This is a genomic window from Ilumatobacter sp., from assembly GCF_046290335.1.
Taxonomy (GTDB): Bacteria; Actinomycetota; Acidimicrobiia; order Acidimicrobiales; family Ilumatobacteraceae; genus Ilumatobacter_A.
In genome coordinates, this window is sequence record NZ_JBKAGH010000001.1 from 1841538 (window position 1) to 1858779 (window position 17242).

Annotated in this window: 10 protein-coding genes and 1 tRNA gene; 5 read left to right on the plus strand and 6 right to left on the minus strand. The window is 66.2% G+C overall.

From position 1 onward, the window contains the following. The first annotated feature begins 95 nt into the window (after positions 1-95). Entirely contained in the window at positions 96-2558 is a 2463-nt protein-coding gene (locus ACE37B_RS08255; protein ID WP_409922799.1) for a hypothetical protein, read from the plus strand. Between the two features lie 201 nt (positions 2559-2759). Here ACE37B_RS08255 and rho read toward each other — a convergent pair whose 3' ends face one another. The 6 genes from rho to argS form a co-directional block, all read right to left on the minus strand. Next, complete coding sequence (gene rho, locus ACE37B_RS08260; RefSeq protein WP_409922800.1) at positions 2760-4751, minus strand: transcription termination factor Rho; 1992 nt, start codon at positions 4749-4751, stop codon at positions 2760-2762. A 306-nt stretch (positions 4752-5057) separates the two neighbouring features. Continuing rightward, positions 5058-6434 (minus strand): threonine synthase, encoded by a 1377-nt coding sequence (gene thrC / locus ACE37B_RS08265; RefSeq protein ID WP_409922801.1) that lies wholly within the window; start codon positions 6432-6434, stop codon positions 5058-5060. A gap of 13 nt (positions 6435-6447) precedes the next feature. Next, positions 6448-7776 (minus strand): homoserine dehydrogenase, encoded by a 1329-nt coding sequence (locus tag ACE37B_RS08270; RefSeq protein ID WP_409922802.1) that lies wholly within the window; start codon positions 7774-7776, stop codon positions 6448-6450. Between the two features lie 153 nt (positions 7777-7929). Further along, a complete protein-coding gene (locus ACE37B_RS08275) occupies positions 7930-8433 on the minus strand; it encodes a type II toxin-antitoxin system PemK/MazF family toxin (RefSeq protein ID WP_409922803.1) in 504 nt (167 codons plus the stop codon). Between the two features lie 182 nt (positions 8434-8615). Next, positions 8616-9899 (minus strand): diaminopimelate decarboxylase, encoded by a 1284-nt coding sequence (gene lysA, locus ACE37B_RS08280; RefSeq protein WP_409922804.1) that lies wholly within the window; start codon positions 9897-9899, stop codon positions 8616-8618. A 244-nt stretch (positions 9900-10143) separates the two neighbouring features. Then, positions 10144-11874: an arginine--tRNA ligase gene (gene argS, locus ACE37B_RS08285; RefSeq protein ID WP_409922805.1), complete on the minus strand. Its 1731-nt coding sequence runs from the start codon at positions 11872-11874 to the stop codon at positions 10144-10146. Positions 11875-11993: 119 nt separating this feature from the next. Here argS and ACE37B_RS08290 point away from each other — a divergent pair. The 4 genes from ACE37B_RS08290 (at position 11994) to ACE37B_RS08305 (ending at position 17239) form a co-directional block, all read left to right on the plus strand. Beyond that, positions 11994-12069, plus strand: a tRNA-Arg gene (locus ACE37B_RS08290). A gap of 247 nt (positions 12070-12316) precedes the next feature. Next, positions 12317-13450 (plus strand): LacI family DNA-binding transcriptional regulator, encoded by a 1134-nt coding sequence (locus ACE37B_RS08295; protein WP_409922806.1) that lies wholly within the window; start codon positions 12317-12319, stop codon positions 13448-13450. Positions 13451-13643: 193 nt separating this feature from the next. Next, on the plus strand, positions 13644-15032 hold the full coding sequence (locus ACE37B_RS08300; RefSeq protein WP_409922807.1) for an ABC transporter substrate-binding protein: 1389 nt from the start codon (positions 13644-13646) through the stop codon (positions 15030-15032). A 134-nt stretch (positions 15033-15166) separates the two neighbouring features. Continuing rightward, positions 15167-17239, plus strand: coding sequence for an ABC transporter permease subunit (locus tag ACE37B_RS08305; RefSeq protein ID WP_409922808.1), 2073 nt, complete (start codon positions 15167-15169; stop codon positions 17237-17239). Positions 17240-17242: the final 3 nt, after the last annotated feature.

Sequence of the window (17242 nt, forward strand, 5' to 3'; positions counted from 1 at the left end):
GTCAGACCCACTCTGTCGTTCGGATGCCTCGCCGGTCGGGCCGACCGACACCGTTGTTACCCAGCTGTTGTCAGCGCGAGCGTACTTTCAGACGCATGGACACAACTTCCCCCCGCCGGACCAGACGACTGTTGACGTCGTGCGCGACGGCCCTGGTCACACTCACCTTGACAGCGGGGGCAGCCGATGCCCGGGTCGACACCGAGCCGATCACGGTGATCGACGATCAAGTGAGCCTGCGCCAGTTCTCGATCGCGCACAACTCGGAAAAGAACGAGTACTTCGCCGTCTGGCGAGAGTTCGACGGTTTCGTCGAGACCGACGTCGTCGGGGCGCTCCTCGACGCAGAGGGCAAGATCATCAGTGGTCCCACCATCGTCGCCGAACAGCGCAGCAACGATTCGGGCACGTCGCTGTCGGGCGCAGGCTTCTGGAACACCAAGGTCGTCTACAACGCGGCCAGCAACCAGTACCTCGCGCTCGTGCAGCGATCGGACACCTCGAGCCTCACGCCGGTCGAGAACAGACGATCGTCGGCGATCTTCGGTCGCCTCGTCAACGACACCGGCGCGCCGGTCGGTGCCGAGGTGCGATTGAACCCGACGCACGGCCAGATGTTGTTCTGTCTCGTCCGCAACCCCGATGTGATCACCAACCCGACGACGGGTGGCTACACGCTCGTCTACACCAAGTGGTACGGCACCACGTCGACCGGGGGCATCTGCGATGGCCTCACGGCTTCACAGTCGGTCACGATGGTCCAACCGCTCGACGCATCGCTCGGGCGAGGTGCCGCCGCGCAGTTCCCGATCGTCAACGAAGAAGGTGCGCCCTCGCCACGAGTCGGGTACAACCCGACGAACGGTGAACTGCTGGTGACCCAGCCCTACACCGGGCGTTTCCAGATCGCCGACAACAACGGAGGACTGTCGTTCCCCGTCCAGCGCTACTCGTCCTCGCTGACTCCACTCGGTGGTCCCGTCACTGTCGACGCAAGTCCCAACCTCGGTGGCACCGGCGTCGTGACCGAGTCGGTCCCGGTCGCGGACCCGTCCACGGGCAACTGGTTCATCACCTCGACGGCGAGGTTCGGCGGCGTGGCATGGACCAACCTGCTCAGCCCGAATGGCGCCAACCAGCGCGAGGGCAATCGGATCGTCAAAGGCTTTCCGGTTGCGATCGACGCGGTCGGTGACGGCACGTTCGTGTTCTCCACGCAGTCCGGAACGCTGGTCCACGTGCACTCCGATGGAACAGAAATCCACTCCACGACGCCGTTCGCTGCGTCGATCTACGAGAACACGTCGTCCGTTGCGCTCTCCTCGACAGGTGGCGTGGCGATCGGGGTCGCTCCCGGCAACGCCGGTATCGCCACCGCCGTCGTCGACGTGGTCGCGCCAGGGGCACTTCCGCTCCCGCCGGCCCGATTGTTGGAAACACGTGACGGTCCCGACCTGACGACCATCGACGGCGACTTCGAAGGAGACGGCAAGGTCGCGGCCGGCAGCTTCGTGGCGCTCCAGGTCGCTGGACGTGGCGGTGTGCCCGCCGACGCGGAGGCCGTGCTGTTGAACATCGCTGCGGCCGGCGCGCCGACCGGCGGCTTCGTCACCGCCTACCCCTGCGACGCCGCATCACGACCCACGACCTCCAACCTCAACTACGCCGCAGGAGCCGCCGCGTCCGCTGCCGCCATCGCCAAGGTGGCCGCCAACGGCACCGTCTGCATCTTCACGTCCGCCGAAGCGCACCTCATCGTCGACGTCAACGGCTACGTCCCCGGCGGCGGGTCGGTGTCGCCGGTCGTGCCGGCGCGTCTCCTCGAGACGCGAGCAGGCCAGATCACGACCGATGGCGCTTCGCAAGCCATCGGCCGGGTTGCCGCGAACTCCACCACCACGCTGAAGGTCACCGGGCGTGGCGGCGTCGCCGCCGATGCCGACGCCGTACTCGTCAACGTGACCGCCATCAAGCCCGCCACCTCGGCGTTCCTCACGATCTACCCCTGCGGGGACGATCAACCCACCGCAGCGAACCTCAACGCACCGGCGAACGGCGTCGTCAACAACCTCACCCTCGCGAGGGTCGGCACCAATGGAACGATCTGCATCTTCTCCAACACCGAGACCGACCTCGCGGTCGACGTCGCCGCATTCGTTCCATCTGGCGGCGGCCTTCGCTCGGTCGTACCGGGCCGCTTCTACGAGACACGTGCGGGGCTGACCACCGTCGATGGCCAACAGCAGGCGACCGGTCGGATCGGCGCCGACCGCGTCGTTGCGCTCAATGTCGTCGGACGAGGCAGCGTGCCTGCCGATGCAACGGGTGTGATGCTCAACGTCGCGGTGATCCGGCCCGACGCCGGTGGGTTCATGACGCTGTATCCGTGTGACGCCGAGCGGCCCCAGGCTGCGAACCTCAACTTCGCGGCGAACTCGGTCGTGTCGAACGCGGTGTTCGTCAAACTGGCCGACTTCACCAACGGGACGGCCTGCGTCTACTCCTCGACGGGCGCCGATCTCGCCATCGACGTGGTCGGCTTCGTCGTCGACAACTGAGCGACAGACTGAACGACAGAGTGGGTCAGACCCACTCTGTCGCTCAGCGCTGACGACACCGGCGTGGCCAGCCCGAGCGAAGCGAGTTCGGACGAAGTCCGAAACACGATGTGACAGCGACGGAGTCGCTGATGGCGACGAAGTCGCCGATGGCGACGAAGTCGCCGATGGCGACGAAGTCGCCGGCCGGCGGAGCCGGCCTCACATCCCTGGTTGTTTGGCGATCTCGCTGAGGAACTCGCTGTTCGACTTGAACGTCTTCAGACGGTCCATCAGCAATTCGAGGCCGGGCGCCGCGTTGCCGTCGGCGGCGAGGCCGCTGAGCACTCGGCGCAGCTTCCAGACCATCTGTAGTTCCTTGCGGTCGAAGAGCAGTTCTTCGTGTCGGGTCGACGACGCATCGACGTCGATCGCCGGGTAGATCCGACGTTCGGCGACCTTGCGGTCGAGGCGCAACTCCATGTTGCCGGTGCCCTTGAACTCCTCGAAGATCGCCTCGTCCATTCGGCTGTTCGTGTCGACGAGCGCCGTCGCCAGGATCGTGAGCGATCCACCTTCTTCGACGTTGCGGGCCGCACCGAAGAACTTCTTCGGCGGGTACAGCGCGCCAGCATCGATACCACCCGACAGGATGCGACCGCTCGCCGGTGCTGCGAGGTTGTAGGCACGGCTGAGGCGGGTGATGCCGTCGAGCATGATGACGACGTCCTTGCCGTCTTCGACCATCCGCTTCGCCTTGGCGATCGTCATCTCCGCGATGGCGGTGTGCTCGTCGCTCGGGCGGTCGAACGTCGACGAGATGACCTCGCCCTTGACGGTGCGCTTGATGTCGGTGACCTCTTCGGGCCGTTCGTCGATGAGCAGCATGATGAGGCTCACCTCCGGGTTGTTCTTCTCGATCATCTTGGCGATCGTCTTCATGATCGTCGTCTTGCCGGCCTTCGGTGGCGACACGAGGATGCCACGCTGGCCCTTGCCGATCGGCGAGATCAGGTCGATGATGCGCGCCGTCATGTTCGTCGGATCGCTCGGATCCTCGAGGCGCAGTTTCTCGTCGGGGAACAGCGCGGTGAGGTCTTCGAAGCGCGGCCGCTTTTTCGCCGCCTCGGGATCGCCCCCGTTGACGGTGAAGACCTCGAGCAGCGCCGGGTTCTTCTCGTTGCGCCCGGGCGGGCGCATCTTGCCGGTCAACTGATCGCCCTTGCGGAGGCCGTACTGGCGAGCCAGCTTCACCGGGATGTAGGCATCGTCCTTGCTCGGCAGGTAGCCGTTGATGCGCAAGAAGCCGTAGCCCTCGTCGCGCATGTCGAGGTACCCCGACACGTCGATGGGCTCGTTCGACTGCGGCTGGCCGTCGTCGTCGAGCAACTCGACGTCTTCGCCCTGCGGGCCCTCCTGCCCCCGTCCGCCCTTGCGGCGACGACGCCGACGCTTGTTGTTTCCCTCGCCGTCGCTCTGGTTGCGAGCGCCGCGATCACCATCGTTCTGCGTTCGAGCGCCCTGCCCGCGATCGTTGCGCTGGCCGCCATCGTTGCGGTTCCCGCCGTCGTTGCGGTTCCCGCCGTCGTTGCGGTTCCCGCCGTCGTTGCGCTGGCCGCCATCGTTGCGGTTCCCGCCATCGTTGCGGTTGCGAGCGCCATCACGTTGGTTGTCACGCTGGCCGCGGGACGAGCCTTTCGATGCATCGTCGCCGTTGCGATCGTTGCGCGGACCGGTCGCAGCGGATGCTCCGCCACTGGACGCCGTGGCGGCGGTCGTCTCGGCGGAGATTCCCTGCTGTCGCAACTCGATCTCCCAGTCGGCGAGGGGCTCGCCGTCGGGGCCGAGCTCGACGGCGGCATCTGGCGCACTCGACGAGCCGTTTCCAGACGAGCCGTTTCCAGACGAGCCGTTGCTCTCGGAGCCGTTGTCGGCCGAAGGCTGTTCCCCCGAGCTGTTGGAGCGGCGAGGAGCGTCGCTGCGCAGCGCGTTCGAACGGCCGACATCACTCGACGTTGCTGTCGACGTGGCATCGGAGTCGGAGGTGTCGGCCGGCGCGGACGCGCCGCCGCCAGCGGTGTCGATGATCTTGTCGACCAGCTCCGCCTTCTTGAGCTTGGAGATTCCCTTGATGCCCAGCGCCTTGGCGATCTGGGTGAGTTGGTCTTTGTCCTTGCCATCCAGCGCGGACTTTTCGAGTGCCTGTGCGGCCATCGGTGCCTCTCTTTCACCGCCGTGGAGACGTGGCGGTGAGGTGAAGTTCAGAGGAAGGGGTCGGGAAGCGCCACGCAAACGCGGCATCAGCCGTCGGGTCCCCTGAGGAAATTCGCACGCATCGGAGACTCCGGGAGTGCGGTTCGGTGAGAACCGAACGACAACGACGTTAGTTGGTGGAACCAGGTAATTGCAACGCACACGCCAACTCAGCCCACCGCCGACCTGGCCAACAGGCTCGCGAACTGCTCACGAGCACCGCCCGAACAGGTCGGCACCGTGTACCGAGTCGACGGCGCCGGCCCCTCAGCGAGTGAGCGACTCGACGAGACGCTGCACGGCAGCGAGGTCGTTGGCGACGGTCTGGGTGCGCTCCTCGCGCGCGAACAGATCGGCGAGGTGGGCAGGCAAGGGCGGGCGAATCCCCGTGGCACGTTCGACCGCATCGGGAAACTTGGCCGGATGTGCCGTACCGAGCGTGATCATCGGACCGCCGCTGCCGCCGGGGCCCGCGAACAGCCTCGCTGCGGCGGTGCCGGTCGCCGTGTGTGGATCGAGCAGCATTCCCGCTTCCCGGTGCACGCGCTCGATCTCGGTGAGCGTGGCGTCATCGTCGAACGCCGCTGCTCGAAAGGTCCCGTCGATCCACTGCGAGCGCTGGTCAGCCTCGATGTCGAGACGGCCAGCTTGTCGGAATCCGGACAGCTGCTCGTCGGTCATCCCTCCGTCGCGGCCGTTCATCTCGAAAAGAAGCCGCTCGAAGTTCGACGACACCTGGATGTCCATCGACGGGCTGATCGTCGGCACGACGGGTCGTGCGGTCATGTCGGCGTCGTTGACGAAACGGGTCAGGATGTCGTTGGTGTTCGACGCCAGCACGAAGTCCCGGATCGGGGCACCCATCTCTCGCGCGATCCAGCCGGCCAGCACGTTGCCGAAGTTGCCCGTCGGCACGCTGAACGTCGCCGGCCGAGCGAACGTCTCCGCGGCAACCACGTAGTAGACGGTCTGCGCCATCACCCGCGCCCAGTTGATCGAGTTGACCGCCGACAGCTGGTTGCGCTGACGGAAATCCACGTCGTTGAACATCGCCTTCACGAGGTCTTGGCAGTCGTCGAAGGTTCCCTCGACCGCAACGGCGTGCGCGTTGGGCGCGTCGACCGTGGTCATCTGACGTCGCTGCACCTCGCTGGTCCGACCGAGCGGGTACAGGATGACGATGTCGACGTTGTCGCATCCCGCCACGCCGTCGATCGCGGCCGAGCCGGTGTCGCCCGAAGTGGCGCCGACGATCGTCACCCGCTCGCCGCGCTGCTTGAGCACGTGGTCGAACATGCGGCCGACCAGTTGCAGCGCGACGTCTTTGAAGGCGAGCGTCGGGCCGTGGAACAGCTCCTGAACCCACTGGTCGTTGCCGATCTGCACCAGCGGGACGACGGCCGCATGGCGAAACGACGAGTACGCCTCGGTGCAGAGGTGCGTCAGCGTGATCTCGTCGATGTCGGGTTCGACGAACGGGAGCATCACCTCGACCGCACGCGACACGTAGTCACCCCCGGACGACGGCGTCAGCGTCGGCCAACGCTCCGGCACGTAGAGGCCACCATCGGTGGCGAGCCCGGCGAGCAGGACGTCGGCAAATCCGAGTTCGTCGGCGCGACCGCGAGTCGAGAGGTACTTCATCGGCTGGTCGACCTCAGTCGCCGATCACACGGATCAGGCCACCGACGTTGCGGACCACGTCGAGCGTGCCGAGCTCTCGAACAGTCGCCTGGACCGCGGCCTCCTGCGCTGAATGCGTGATGAACACCAGGCGAGCATCGGGGCCGTTGCCTTCTTGTTCGGCGGCACGGATCGACACGTTGTGCGACGCGAACACCCCGGTGACGGCGTGCAACACCCCGGGCTGGTCAGCGACGTCGAGACTGAGCAGATACTCGGCGCTGGTCTCGTCGATCGCGAGCACACGCGCCTCGTGGAGATCGCCGAGTGATCCGTGCGTGCCGCGTCGCAGGTTGATCGCTGCGTCGACGACGTCGCCGAACACGGCACTCGCGGTGGGTGCACCGCCGGCGCCGCGCCCGAAGAACATGAGCGAACCGACGAAGCCACCTTCCACGAACACGGCGTTGTAGCTGTCGCGAACGCTGGCGAGCGGATGCTGCTTGGGGACCATCGTCGGATGCACTCGGACGCTCACGTCGCCGGATTCCGGCTCGCGCTCGATGATTCCCAGCAACTTGATGCAGTAGCCGAGGCGGTCGGCGATCGAGATCTCTGCGCCGCTCACCCGACTGATGCCCTCGTGGTAGACGTCGCCGGCGACGACCTTCACCCCGAACGCCACGGTCGCGATGATCGCGGCCTTCGCCCCCGCGTCGTATCCCTCGACGTCGGCGGTCGGGTCGCGCTCCGCGTAGCCCAGTGCCTGCGCCTCGGCCAGGGTGGCGGCGTAGTCGCCTGCTCCCCCGGCGAGCACCGCATCGGTCATCTTCGTCAGGATGAAGTTGGTGGTGCCGTTGATGATGCCGATCACCCGCGTGATCGGCTCGCCGTGCAGCGACTCCCGCAGGGCCCGCATGATCGGGATGCCGCCGGCGACAGCCGCCTCGAACAGCAGGTCGCGCTCGGCGAGTTCGGCTGCCGCGTAGAGTTCGGCGCCGCAGTTCGCGAGCAACTCCTTGTTCGCCGTGATGACCGGCTTGCCGTTCTTCAATGCGTCGAGGATGAGCCCCCGGGCCGGCTCGATGCCACCGATCGCCTCCACGACGAGATCGATCGATGCGTCGTTGACGACGGCGGAGGCATCACGGGTGAGGATGCCGTCGTCGATTTCGACGTCGCGCGGTGCCGACATGTTTCGCACCGCGACGCGAGCGACCTCGAGGCGGATCCCGGTTCGCTGCTCGACGGTGTCGGCTTGGGTTCGGACGAGGTCGACGAGCGCAGCGCCTACGTTGCCGCAGCCGAGCACACCGATCCGCATCACGCTCGGTTCGGACGAGTTGCCTTGCACGTCGTTCACCGTCCCGAGGCTACGGCATCACACCCGAATCAACGGTGAACGATGAGCGAACCACCGCCACGGCTGCGGTCGTCTCATCGCGCAGCGAACGCCCGCCTCCAACGATGCGCGGAGCTCCGCGACGGCTGTGGTCGGCGTCTCGTCTGGTGGCGGTCAGGAGCGGAGGAGGTCGTGGTACTTCGCGAGATTGCCGACGACGTCGTCGAAGCGGTCTTTCGCCAGCACGGAGCCTTCGCGCCGCACGTCCGACGCGTCGATCGTCAACAAGCGGTCGACCTTGGCGTAGCTGTCGCGGCGCTTCGGATCCCAGGCTCCGGTTCCCACCGGAACGCCGTCCGATCGACCTGTGTCCTTCGACGTGAGCGGCACACCCGCGAGCAACCCCGACGCTGCGCCGACGACACGACCGATGATCACCACCGGGCGATCCTTGCCCTTCGTCGCATCTTCCTCGTAGGGCACCCACGCCCAGACGACTTCACCGGGGTCGGCCTCACCGTCCATCTCTGGCGAGTACTCGACCTTGACCCCACGCTCGACGCGCCGAGCCGGCGGCGTCGCCTTCTTCTTGGTCTTGCCAGCCAGCGGGTCGCGCTCTCGTTGTGCTGCCTGCCACTGCTTGACGAGCTTGAGCAGGGTGTCGATCCATTTCGCCATGCGACGGATCGTAGGCGCGCCACCCCGATCTCGACCCCACAGCGCGCCACCGCCGTTCTCGACCCCACAGCGCGCCACCCCGATCTCGACCCCGAATCGCGCCAGGTGCTGGCACAGATCCGGGTCGAGAACGGATTTCGCTGGCACAGATCCGGGTCGAGCACGGGGTGGGGGCGTGCGAGTCAGTCGTCGAAGAGATCCGTGGCGAGCAGGTCGTCGAAGGTCTCGCGCCGGACAACGAGACGAGCGTCGCCGTCGGCACAGAACACGACGGGCGGACGCGTGATCTTGTTGTAGTTGGATCCCATCGAGTGGCCGTAGGCGCCGGTCACCGGCATCGCCAACAGGTCGCCGACAACCAGATCGTCGGGGAGCTTCGCTTCGAACGACAACACATCGCCCGACTCGCAGTGCTTGCCCACGAGACGAACGGTGAGCTCGCGTTCGACGTCGACGGCACGTGGCAGGAACGATTCGTAGCCGGATCCGTAGAGGACCGGCCGGGGGTTGTCGCTCATGCCGCCGTCGACGGAAACGTACGTGCGAACGCCCGGGATGTGTTTCACGGTGCCGACGGTGTAGATCGTCATCGCCGCCGCCGCGACGATCGCCCGACCCGGCTCGACGCTGACCCGAGAACGGACGCCCAACGCGTCGCATGCGTCGAGCAGCACGTTGCCCCACTGCTGGATCGTCGGCGCTTCTTCGCCCTCCACGTAGGCCACACCGAGCCCACCGCCGAGCACGAGTTCGGGGAGGTCGAGCGGGACGGCGAAATCGGCCATGACCTCGGCGGCCTTGGCGAACGACGACGCTTCGAAGACGTTGGAGCCGATGTGACAGTGCACGCCGACCAGATTCACCGAGTTCGAACGGCGGGCTCGGTCGACCGCTCGCATCGCGTCGCCGTTGCCGAGGTTGAAGCCGAACTTGGAGTCGTCCTGGCCGGTTGCGATGAATTCGTGGGTGTGCGCGTGCACGCCCGGTGTGATCCGCAACACGACGTCGGGAGTGGGCCCGACCGACTCGGCCGCCAAGACCTCGAGGCGATCGAGTTCGTCGAAGGAGTCGACGATGATGTGGCGGACCCCCGCGACGATCGCCTGTCGGAGCTCGGCCATCGACTTGTTGTTGCCGTGCAAAGTGCACGCCGACGCCGGCACACCGGCGGACATAGCGACGTGGAGTTCGCCTCCGGAAGCGACATCGAGCAAGAGCCCCTCGTCGTAGGCGAGCCGCGCCATCGCACGACACAGGAATGCCTTCGTCGCATAGATCACGCGCTCGTGCCCGAACGCCGCCACGGCCTCGCGGCACCGCGCTCGCAGGTGCGCCTCGTCGTACACGAACACCGGCGTGCCGTACTCGGCAGCGACATCGGCGACCGAACATCCCCCGACGGTCAACATCCCGTCGGGGCCGACGCCCGTCGTATCGGACAGCAATCGACGAGGAATCGCGCTCACGCCACACCCCCGTCGCAACGCTGGCCGGAAGCCACGTCAACGGCACCATCGGCGACACCGACCCCACCCCCCGAGCGAAGCGACCACGGGCGCCAGCCCGTCGACTGAGCACTGTCGACGAAGTCGACGGCGACACCAGCTCCGCCCCCCGAGCGAAGCGAGCACGGGCGCCAGCCCGTGGACTGAGCGCTGTCGACGAAGTCGACGGCGGCGCCAGCCGCCCATCGCCGAAGGCGATGAGCGCTCACATCTGCTCCGGTGCGCGGATGCCGAGCAGGTCGAGCGCACGGGCCAGCGTGCGACCGGCAAGATCCGCGAGCGCCAGGCGACTCGTGCGCACGGGCTCATCGGAAGTGAGGATCGGACACTTGTCGTAGAACGAACTGAACGCCACAGCGAGTTCGTACACGTAGGTGCACAGCTTGTGCGGACTGTACGACTCCATCGTCACGTCGACGGCGGTCGGGAACGCCAGGATCTGCAGTGCCAGCGAGCGTTCCTCCGGCTCGCCGATCGAAATGGTCGCGCCACGAACCGAGGCTCGTTCGACGCCGGCGCGATCGAAGATGCGGTTGATCCGAGCGTGGGCGTACTGGCAGTACGGACCCGTGTTGCCTTCGAAGGCGAGCATCCGATCGAAGTCGAACACGTAGTCCTTCACCCGGTCGGTCGACAGGTCGGCGTACTTGACGGCACCGATGCCGACCATGTTGGCCACCTCGCGACGCGTCGCTGCGGGCATGTCGGGGTTCTTCTCCTGAATCGCCGCGTCGGCACGCGCGATTGCCTCGTCGAGCAGGTCGACGAGCTTGACCGAATCACCCGACCGGCTCCGCAGGATCTTGCGGTCGTCGCCCAACACGTTGCCGAACCCGACGTGCACCGCTTCGACCGGTTCGGCCAACCAGCCAGCCATCTTGCACACGGCGAAGACCATCTGCAGGTGTTGCGACTGCGGCGTGCCGATGACGTACAACATCAGGTCGGCGCCGAGACGCTCGACGCGATCCACGACGCACGCGAGGTCACTCGTGGCGTACATGAATGCACCGGTTCGCGACTGCGCGATCAGCGGGAGCGGGTCGCCGTCTCGGTTGACGAAGCCTGGCACGGTGACGACCATCGCGCCGTCGTCCTCGTGCAGGAGGCCGGCGTCGTCGAGTCGCTGGTAGGCGCCTTCCATCAGCGGCTGATACCGGCTCTCGCCGGCGAGGTCGTCGTCGGTGAGGAGCACCCCGAGCTTGGTGTACACCTGATTGAAGTAGGCGTTCGACATCTCGACGAGGCGACGCCACAACACCAACGTCTCCTCGTCCCCGGACTGCAGCAGCACGACGCGCTCGCGCGAACGCGCCTGGAACTCCTCGTCGTCGGAGAATTTCGCGTTGGCCTGCTTGTAGAACCCGTCGAGATCGCCTTGGCTCAGCCCTTCGGCGGCGACGTCTTCGCCGAGGTCGAGCAGGTGCTCGATCAACATCCCGAACGGTCGTCCCCAGTCGCCGATGTGGTTCTCGCGGATGACGTCGTGACCCAGAAAGTCGAGGATCCGAACGAGGCAGTCGCCGATGACCGTCGAACGCAGGTGCCCGACGTGCATCTCTTTCGCGACATTCGGCGCCGAGTAGTCGACCACGACCGTGAGCGCAGGATCGACAGCGGCCACTCCGAGACGTTCGTCACCGGCGACCCGAGCCAACTCGCCAGCGAGGAAGTCCGGGGCGAAGGTGACGTTGACGAAGCCCGGTCCGGCGATCTCGCTGTCGGACGCGATCCCGTCGAGGATCCCGGTGTCGAGCATCCGCTGGGCGAGCTCGCGTGGGTTCGAGCCGACTCGCTTCGCGAGCGCGAGCGCGCCGTTGATCTGTGCGTCGGCGCGGTCAGACGGTCGTACGGTCGGATCGGCGGGTTCTCCCCCGGCGAGTTCGGCGAAGACGGGATGGAGGCGTTCGTTCAAGACGGAGATGGGGTCGGACATGCGACGTCAAGTCTGCCGGAACACACCCCGCCTCACCGTGTTCATTCGCAGTCGCCCACAGCGCGGCGACGGCGCCGCGTGTTGCCCGACGCCTCGGTGGCAGTAGATTGCACGAGCACGCCTTCGTAGCTCAGGGGATAGAGCACTGGTTTCCGGAACCAGGTGTCGCAGGTTCGAATCCTGCCGAGGGCGCCACGCGATCGCCGACCTTCGGGTCGACCGAAGGCGTACGATCACTGCGAGACCGCTGCACGGCACCTGCCAGACCGCCGCGAGCACTTCTCGTTGCGACCGGCCCCGGGGCCTGTTCGCCCAGACCGATTCGTTCTCGTGCCGACAAAATGGCAATCTGTCTGTCGCTTCGAGCCCACCGAGCGCACCGATGCAACGCCATCATCGGACGCATCTGCGGCGCGACTCGACCAACGCTCCTCAACACATCATGAACGCAGACGACACCTTCGCCTCCGGCCGAACGGGTCATCGCCATGCCTCGATGCTCGAACGTCGAGCCACGATCGAGGACGTCGCGTCGGCGGCCAAGGTCTCGGTCGCAACGGTCAGCCGCGCGCTGCGCGGCCTTCCCAACGTCGCCGTCTCCACCCGTCAGCGGGTCATGTCGGTGGCCACGTCGTTGAACTACGAGCCCGATCCCGCGGCATCCCGGCTCGCTGCCGGCAAGACGAAGACCGTCACCGTCGGCGTCCCGCTCATCAGCGGCTGGTACTTCTCCACCGTCGTCGCATCGGCCGAGGCGGTCTGCAACGGTGCCGGCTACGACTTCCAGGTGATCTGCGTGAGCGGGCCAGCTGACCGCGATCGCCTCCTCGATGACCGCCACCACCTCGAGCGCCGGACCGACGGATTGATCCTCGTCGACGTCGAGCCGAGCGCCGAACAAGCCGCACGCCTCCGGTCGCGCCGCATCGCCCTCACGACGATCGGCAACGCGGTCGACGGACATCCGTCCGTCATGATCGACGATGAACTGGTGGGCGAGATGGCCTGCGAGCATCTCGTCGAACTCGGCCATCGCCGCATCGCGATGATCGGCGGGCTCCACGACGACCCGATGAACTTCACGGTTCCGAAGAGGCGACGACAAGGCTTCGAACGGACACTCGTGCGACACGGACTCGCACTCCTGCCGGAGTTCGTCGCGGTCGGCAACTTCGGCATCCAAGGTGGGCGCGAAGCGATGGCCGAACTCCTCGATCTCGCCGATCCGCCCACCGCGGTGTTCGCCATGTCCGACGACATGGCGTTCGGGGCGCTGATGGAACTCGACCGCCACGGCCTCGTCGCCGGTCGCGACATCTCGATCGTCGGCGTCGACGACCACGAGTTCGCGCAGGTCGTCAACCTCACCACGATCCGTCAGCCGGTCGCCGACCACGGCGCCGTCGCAGCACAACTCCTCATCTCCGAGATGGAAGCCGCTGCCGTCGGCGCGACCGGCCGGCCGCTGACGGGCACGCCGACTCGCTCGCAGACCGGCGAATCTGCCGGCACCCCCGCCGTACGGGGCCAACTGGCACTCGTCGTGCGCTCGACCACCGGCCCCGCACCCGTCTGACGAGCCCCGCCACGCTGCTGGCGAACTGTCGGCCCGTTGCCAACCGGGTGCCGGACCCGTTGCGCGCCACGCGCCAAGAGCGTGTTTCCAGCACGTGAACGTTGACGCGCCTTGACGTGAACGCTTCGGTATGTAAGCGTTTACAGCGCTGGTACGTTCCAGCGACCAATCCATATCACTGGGGGAGGACCCAATGAAGAAGCGCAGCGTGAAGCTGATCGCTGTCCCCGTCGCCTTGACGCTCGTTGCCGCTGCATGCGGCAGCGACGACGAGCCGGCGGAGGAGAGCACCGAAGACACCGAGGCAGAAGCTCCGGCCGAAGACACCGAGGACGAGGCTCCGGCCGACGCTGCAGGCGACTTTGGTGGCGCCACGGTGACGATCACCGGCCCCGAGCGTGACGACCCGTCGATCGCGTCGCTCAACGACACGCTCCAGGCATTCGGTGAGACCGTGAACCTGAACATCGAGTACACCGGCGATGCCGACTGGGAAGCCAACATCAACACCCAGGTCGAAGGCGGCAACCCGCCCGACATCTCGTTCTTCCCCCAGCCCGGCAAGCTCGCCGACTTCGCTCGTGACGGCTTCATCGTTCCCGTCTCCGCCGAAGTCGACGCCACGATCGACGCCAACTGGGCCGAAGGCTTCCAGATCTACGGCAACGTCGACGGCACGCAGTACGGCGTTCCCGCCAAGACCGACCTGAAGTCGCTCGTCTGGTACCAGCCGGCCGCCTTCGAAGAGGCTGGCTACACGGTGCCCGAGACCTTCGACGAGTTCACCGCGCTCGTCGACGAGATGGCAGCTGCCGGTGGCGCCAAGCCGCTGTGCGTGGGCATCGAGTCGGGCCAGGCCACGGGCTGGACCTACACCGACTGGGTCGAGGAAATGGTGCTGCGTCTGCACGGCGGCGACGTCTACGACCAGTGGGTCGCCAACGAGATCCCGTTCGACGATCCGCAGATCGTGGAGGCCATGGACGCCGTCGTCAGCCTCTGGACCGAAGACAACGTCTTCGCCGCCGGCGGTTCGATCGCTGCGACCAACTTCGCCGACAACGGCCAGCCGCTGGTCGACGGGCAGTGCTTCATGCACCGTCAGGCGAACTTCTTCGCCGGTCTGTTCCCCGAGGGCACCGTCTTCGCCGACGGCTCCCCCGAGGCAGTCGACGTGTTCTACTTCCCGGACATCAACGGTGACCGCCCCGTCCTGACCGCCGGCATCTACGCCGCTGCGTTCAACGACGAGGCCGCCACGATGGCCGTGATGAACTACATCGCCACCTCCGACTACGCCGCGGCTCGCCAGGCGAACCAGAAGGAATTCCTCGGCGGCGGCGACGTGCTCTCCGGCTACCTGTCGGCAGCCAACGGCCAGGACCCGAGCGTCTACGGTCCGCTGGAGCAGGGCTTCCTCGAGATCCTCAACAACTCGGATCTCGCCCGCTTCGACGGCTCCGACCTCATGCCCGCCGATGTCGGCGCTGGCACGTTCTGGAGCGAGGGCACCTCACTGGTGAACGGTGACATCGACGCGGCGACCGCCGCGGCGAACATCCAGGCCTCGTGGCCGAGCTGATCCAGACCGTCACGACCCGCGCAGCGGGTCACTGACAACGCAATGGGGCACCGACACTATGGTGTCGGTGCCCCGTCGCTTTTTCGAGCATGCCGGGGAAACCGGGGAAGACAAGGACTTGGGGGTCATTCGAGGTGGACACACTGACGAGTAAGGAGATCGCAGGCGATCATCCTGACAAGGAGGGAGCCGAGGTCGTACAACGACTGACTCGCCCACGAGCCCCCGGAGAGATCGTCAAACTGGCGCTCGGGGTCGTCGCCTTCATCGGTCTCATCTACTGGGCGGTCGTCGAGGAGAAGATCCGCAGCACGCTGATCACGGTCGTCATCGCCGTGGCGGCGAGTGCCGGACTCTGGATCGGCGCCAACCTGCTGTTCAACAACGTCCGCGACAAATGGGAGCGGTTCAGCGCGATCGCGTTCGGCGCCATCGGCGCGGTGTTCGGGATCGTGCTGCACGGCAACCTCGTCACCCTCGGGTCCGGTGAAGGGTTCTTCACCTGGGTGCTCGGCCCCCTCGTCGGAGCGGCCGCCTTCGGAGCCATCGGCATCGGACTCGCTCTCAGTGACGATCCGAATCGGCGGCTGGCGATCGCTGTCGGCGGTAGCGCCGTCATCGGTGTCGCCATCGGCGTGCTGATCCGGGAAGAATTCCAACCCGGTCTCGACCCCGTAGCCATCGCCGTCTACACGGCGATCGGCGTCGCCATCGGTGGTGGACTCGGAGCGCTCCGTAAGCGCAACCCGCTCCATGGCGCCCTGATCGTTGGTGCGCTCGGCTGGATTTTCGGCGCGTGGGGAGGCGCAGACTTCGGCGACGGCAGTCTGGCCACGTCGATCATCGCTGCCCTCGTACCAGCATTGGCACTCGGCTATCGGCTCGGGCTCACGGCCAACCCCGGATACCGCGAGCGCGTGCAGATCGACACTCGCTCCAGGGCGACCATCTTCGTCGGACCTGCACTGCTCTTCATCTTCATCATGCTGGTCGTTCCGACGATCCGCACCGCATACCTGTCGCTCCTGGACCGCGACTCCGAAGCGTTCGTCGAACTCGAGAACTACGGCGCCGTCTTCACCGACAAGAACTCGCTCGACATCTCGAACTGGACGAACATGTTCACCAGCGTCCCGTTCGTCATCGGAGCAGTCCTCCTGCTGATCGCTGTCGGTGTCGGCTACGTCATGCGGCAGCGAACGGGACGCGCCGTCGAGCTCGGCAACGCGACCTCCGGGCCACTCGTGGTCGGTGCGCTCCTCGTCTCGTTCGGTATCTTCACTGCGCTTCGCGGCACGCTGATCAACAACCTCTGGTGGGTCGTCGTCGTGACCTTCACCTCCACGGCGATGGGCCTGGCGATCGCCGTACTCGCCGACAATCGAGGCGGTGAACGCATCGCCAAGTCGATCATCTTCATGCCGATGGCGATCTCGCTCGTCGGCGCTTCGATCATCTGGCGATTCGTCTACACCGCCCGCGACGTCTCGACCGAGCAGACCGGCGTCCTCAACGCACTCTGGGTCGGACTCGGTCGATTGTCGACCGGGTCGGGCCTCCCGACCCTGATCTCGACGATCGTGCTCGGGCTGGCCGTCCTCGGTCTGATCGTGTGGCTTGCTCGAGCACTCGTGGCCCGCGCCTATGCGAGAGCAGTCGTTCCTGCGGTGCTGACGTTGCTGGTGGGCTGGTTCTTCATCCGTTTCGCCGGCATCATCGGCGGTGGGGTCGGCGGCTTCCGCATCAACGACGACGGCTCGATCAGCGCCCAGACGGTGTTCTTCGTCCAGGAGACGCCGTACAACAACTTCTGGTTGATGATCATCTTCATCTGGATCCAGACCGGCTTCTCCATGGTGATCCTGTCGGCGGCGATCAAGGCGGTCCCGACCGAGTTGATCGAAGCGGCCAAGATCGACGGCGCGACCGACAGTCAGGTGTTCTGGAGAGTCACACTCCCCCAGATCGCCACCACGATCGGCGTGGTCGTCACGACCCTCATCGTCGGCGTCATGAAGGTCTTCGACATCGTCAAGGTCACGACCAACGGTCAGTTCGGCACGCAGGTGCTCGCCAACCAGATGTTCCAGGAAGCCTTCAGCTTCGGCGACACCGGTAAGGGAGCGGCACTCGCCATGCTGATCTTCCTCGCCGTCCTCCCCGTGATGATCTACAACATCCGCAACATGCAGAAGGAAGAGGGCTGACCG

Coding starts and splice junctions, on each gene's coding strand:
- ACE37B_RS08255 (WP_409922799.1), top strand. CDS start 96: ATGGACACAACTTCCCCCCGCCGGACCAGACGACTGTTGACGTCGTGC.
- rho (WP_409922800.1), bottom strand. CDS start 4,751: ATGGCCGCACAGGCACTCGAAAAGTCCGCGCTGGATGGCAAGGACAAA.
- thrC (WP_409922801.1), bottom strand. CDS start 6,434: ATGAAGTACCTCTCGACTCGCGGTCGCGCCGACGAACTCGGATTTGCC.
- ACE37B_RS08275 (WP_409922803.1), bottom strand. CDS start 8,433: ATGGCGAAATGGATCGACACCCTGCTCAAGCTCGTCAAGCAGTGGCAG.
- argS (WP_409922805.1), bottom strand. CDS start 11,874: ATGTCCGACCCCATCTCCGTCTTGAACGAACGCCTCCATCCCGTCTTC.
- ACE37B_RS08295 (WP_409922806.1), top strand. CDS start 12,317: ATGAACGCAGACGACACCTTCGCCTCCGGCCGAACGGGTCATCGCCAT.
- ACE37B_RS08300 (WP_409922807.1), top strand. CDS start 13,644: ATGAAGAAGCGCAGCGTGAAGCTGATCGCTGTCCCCGTCGCCTTGACG.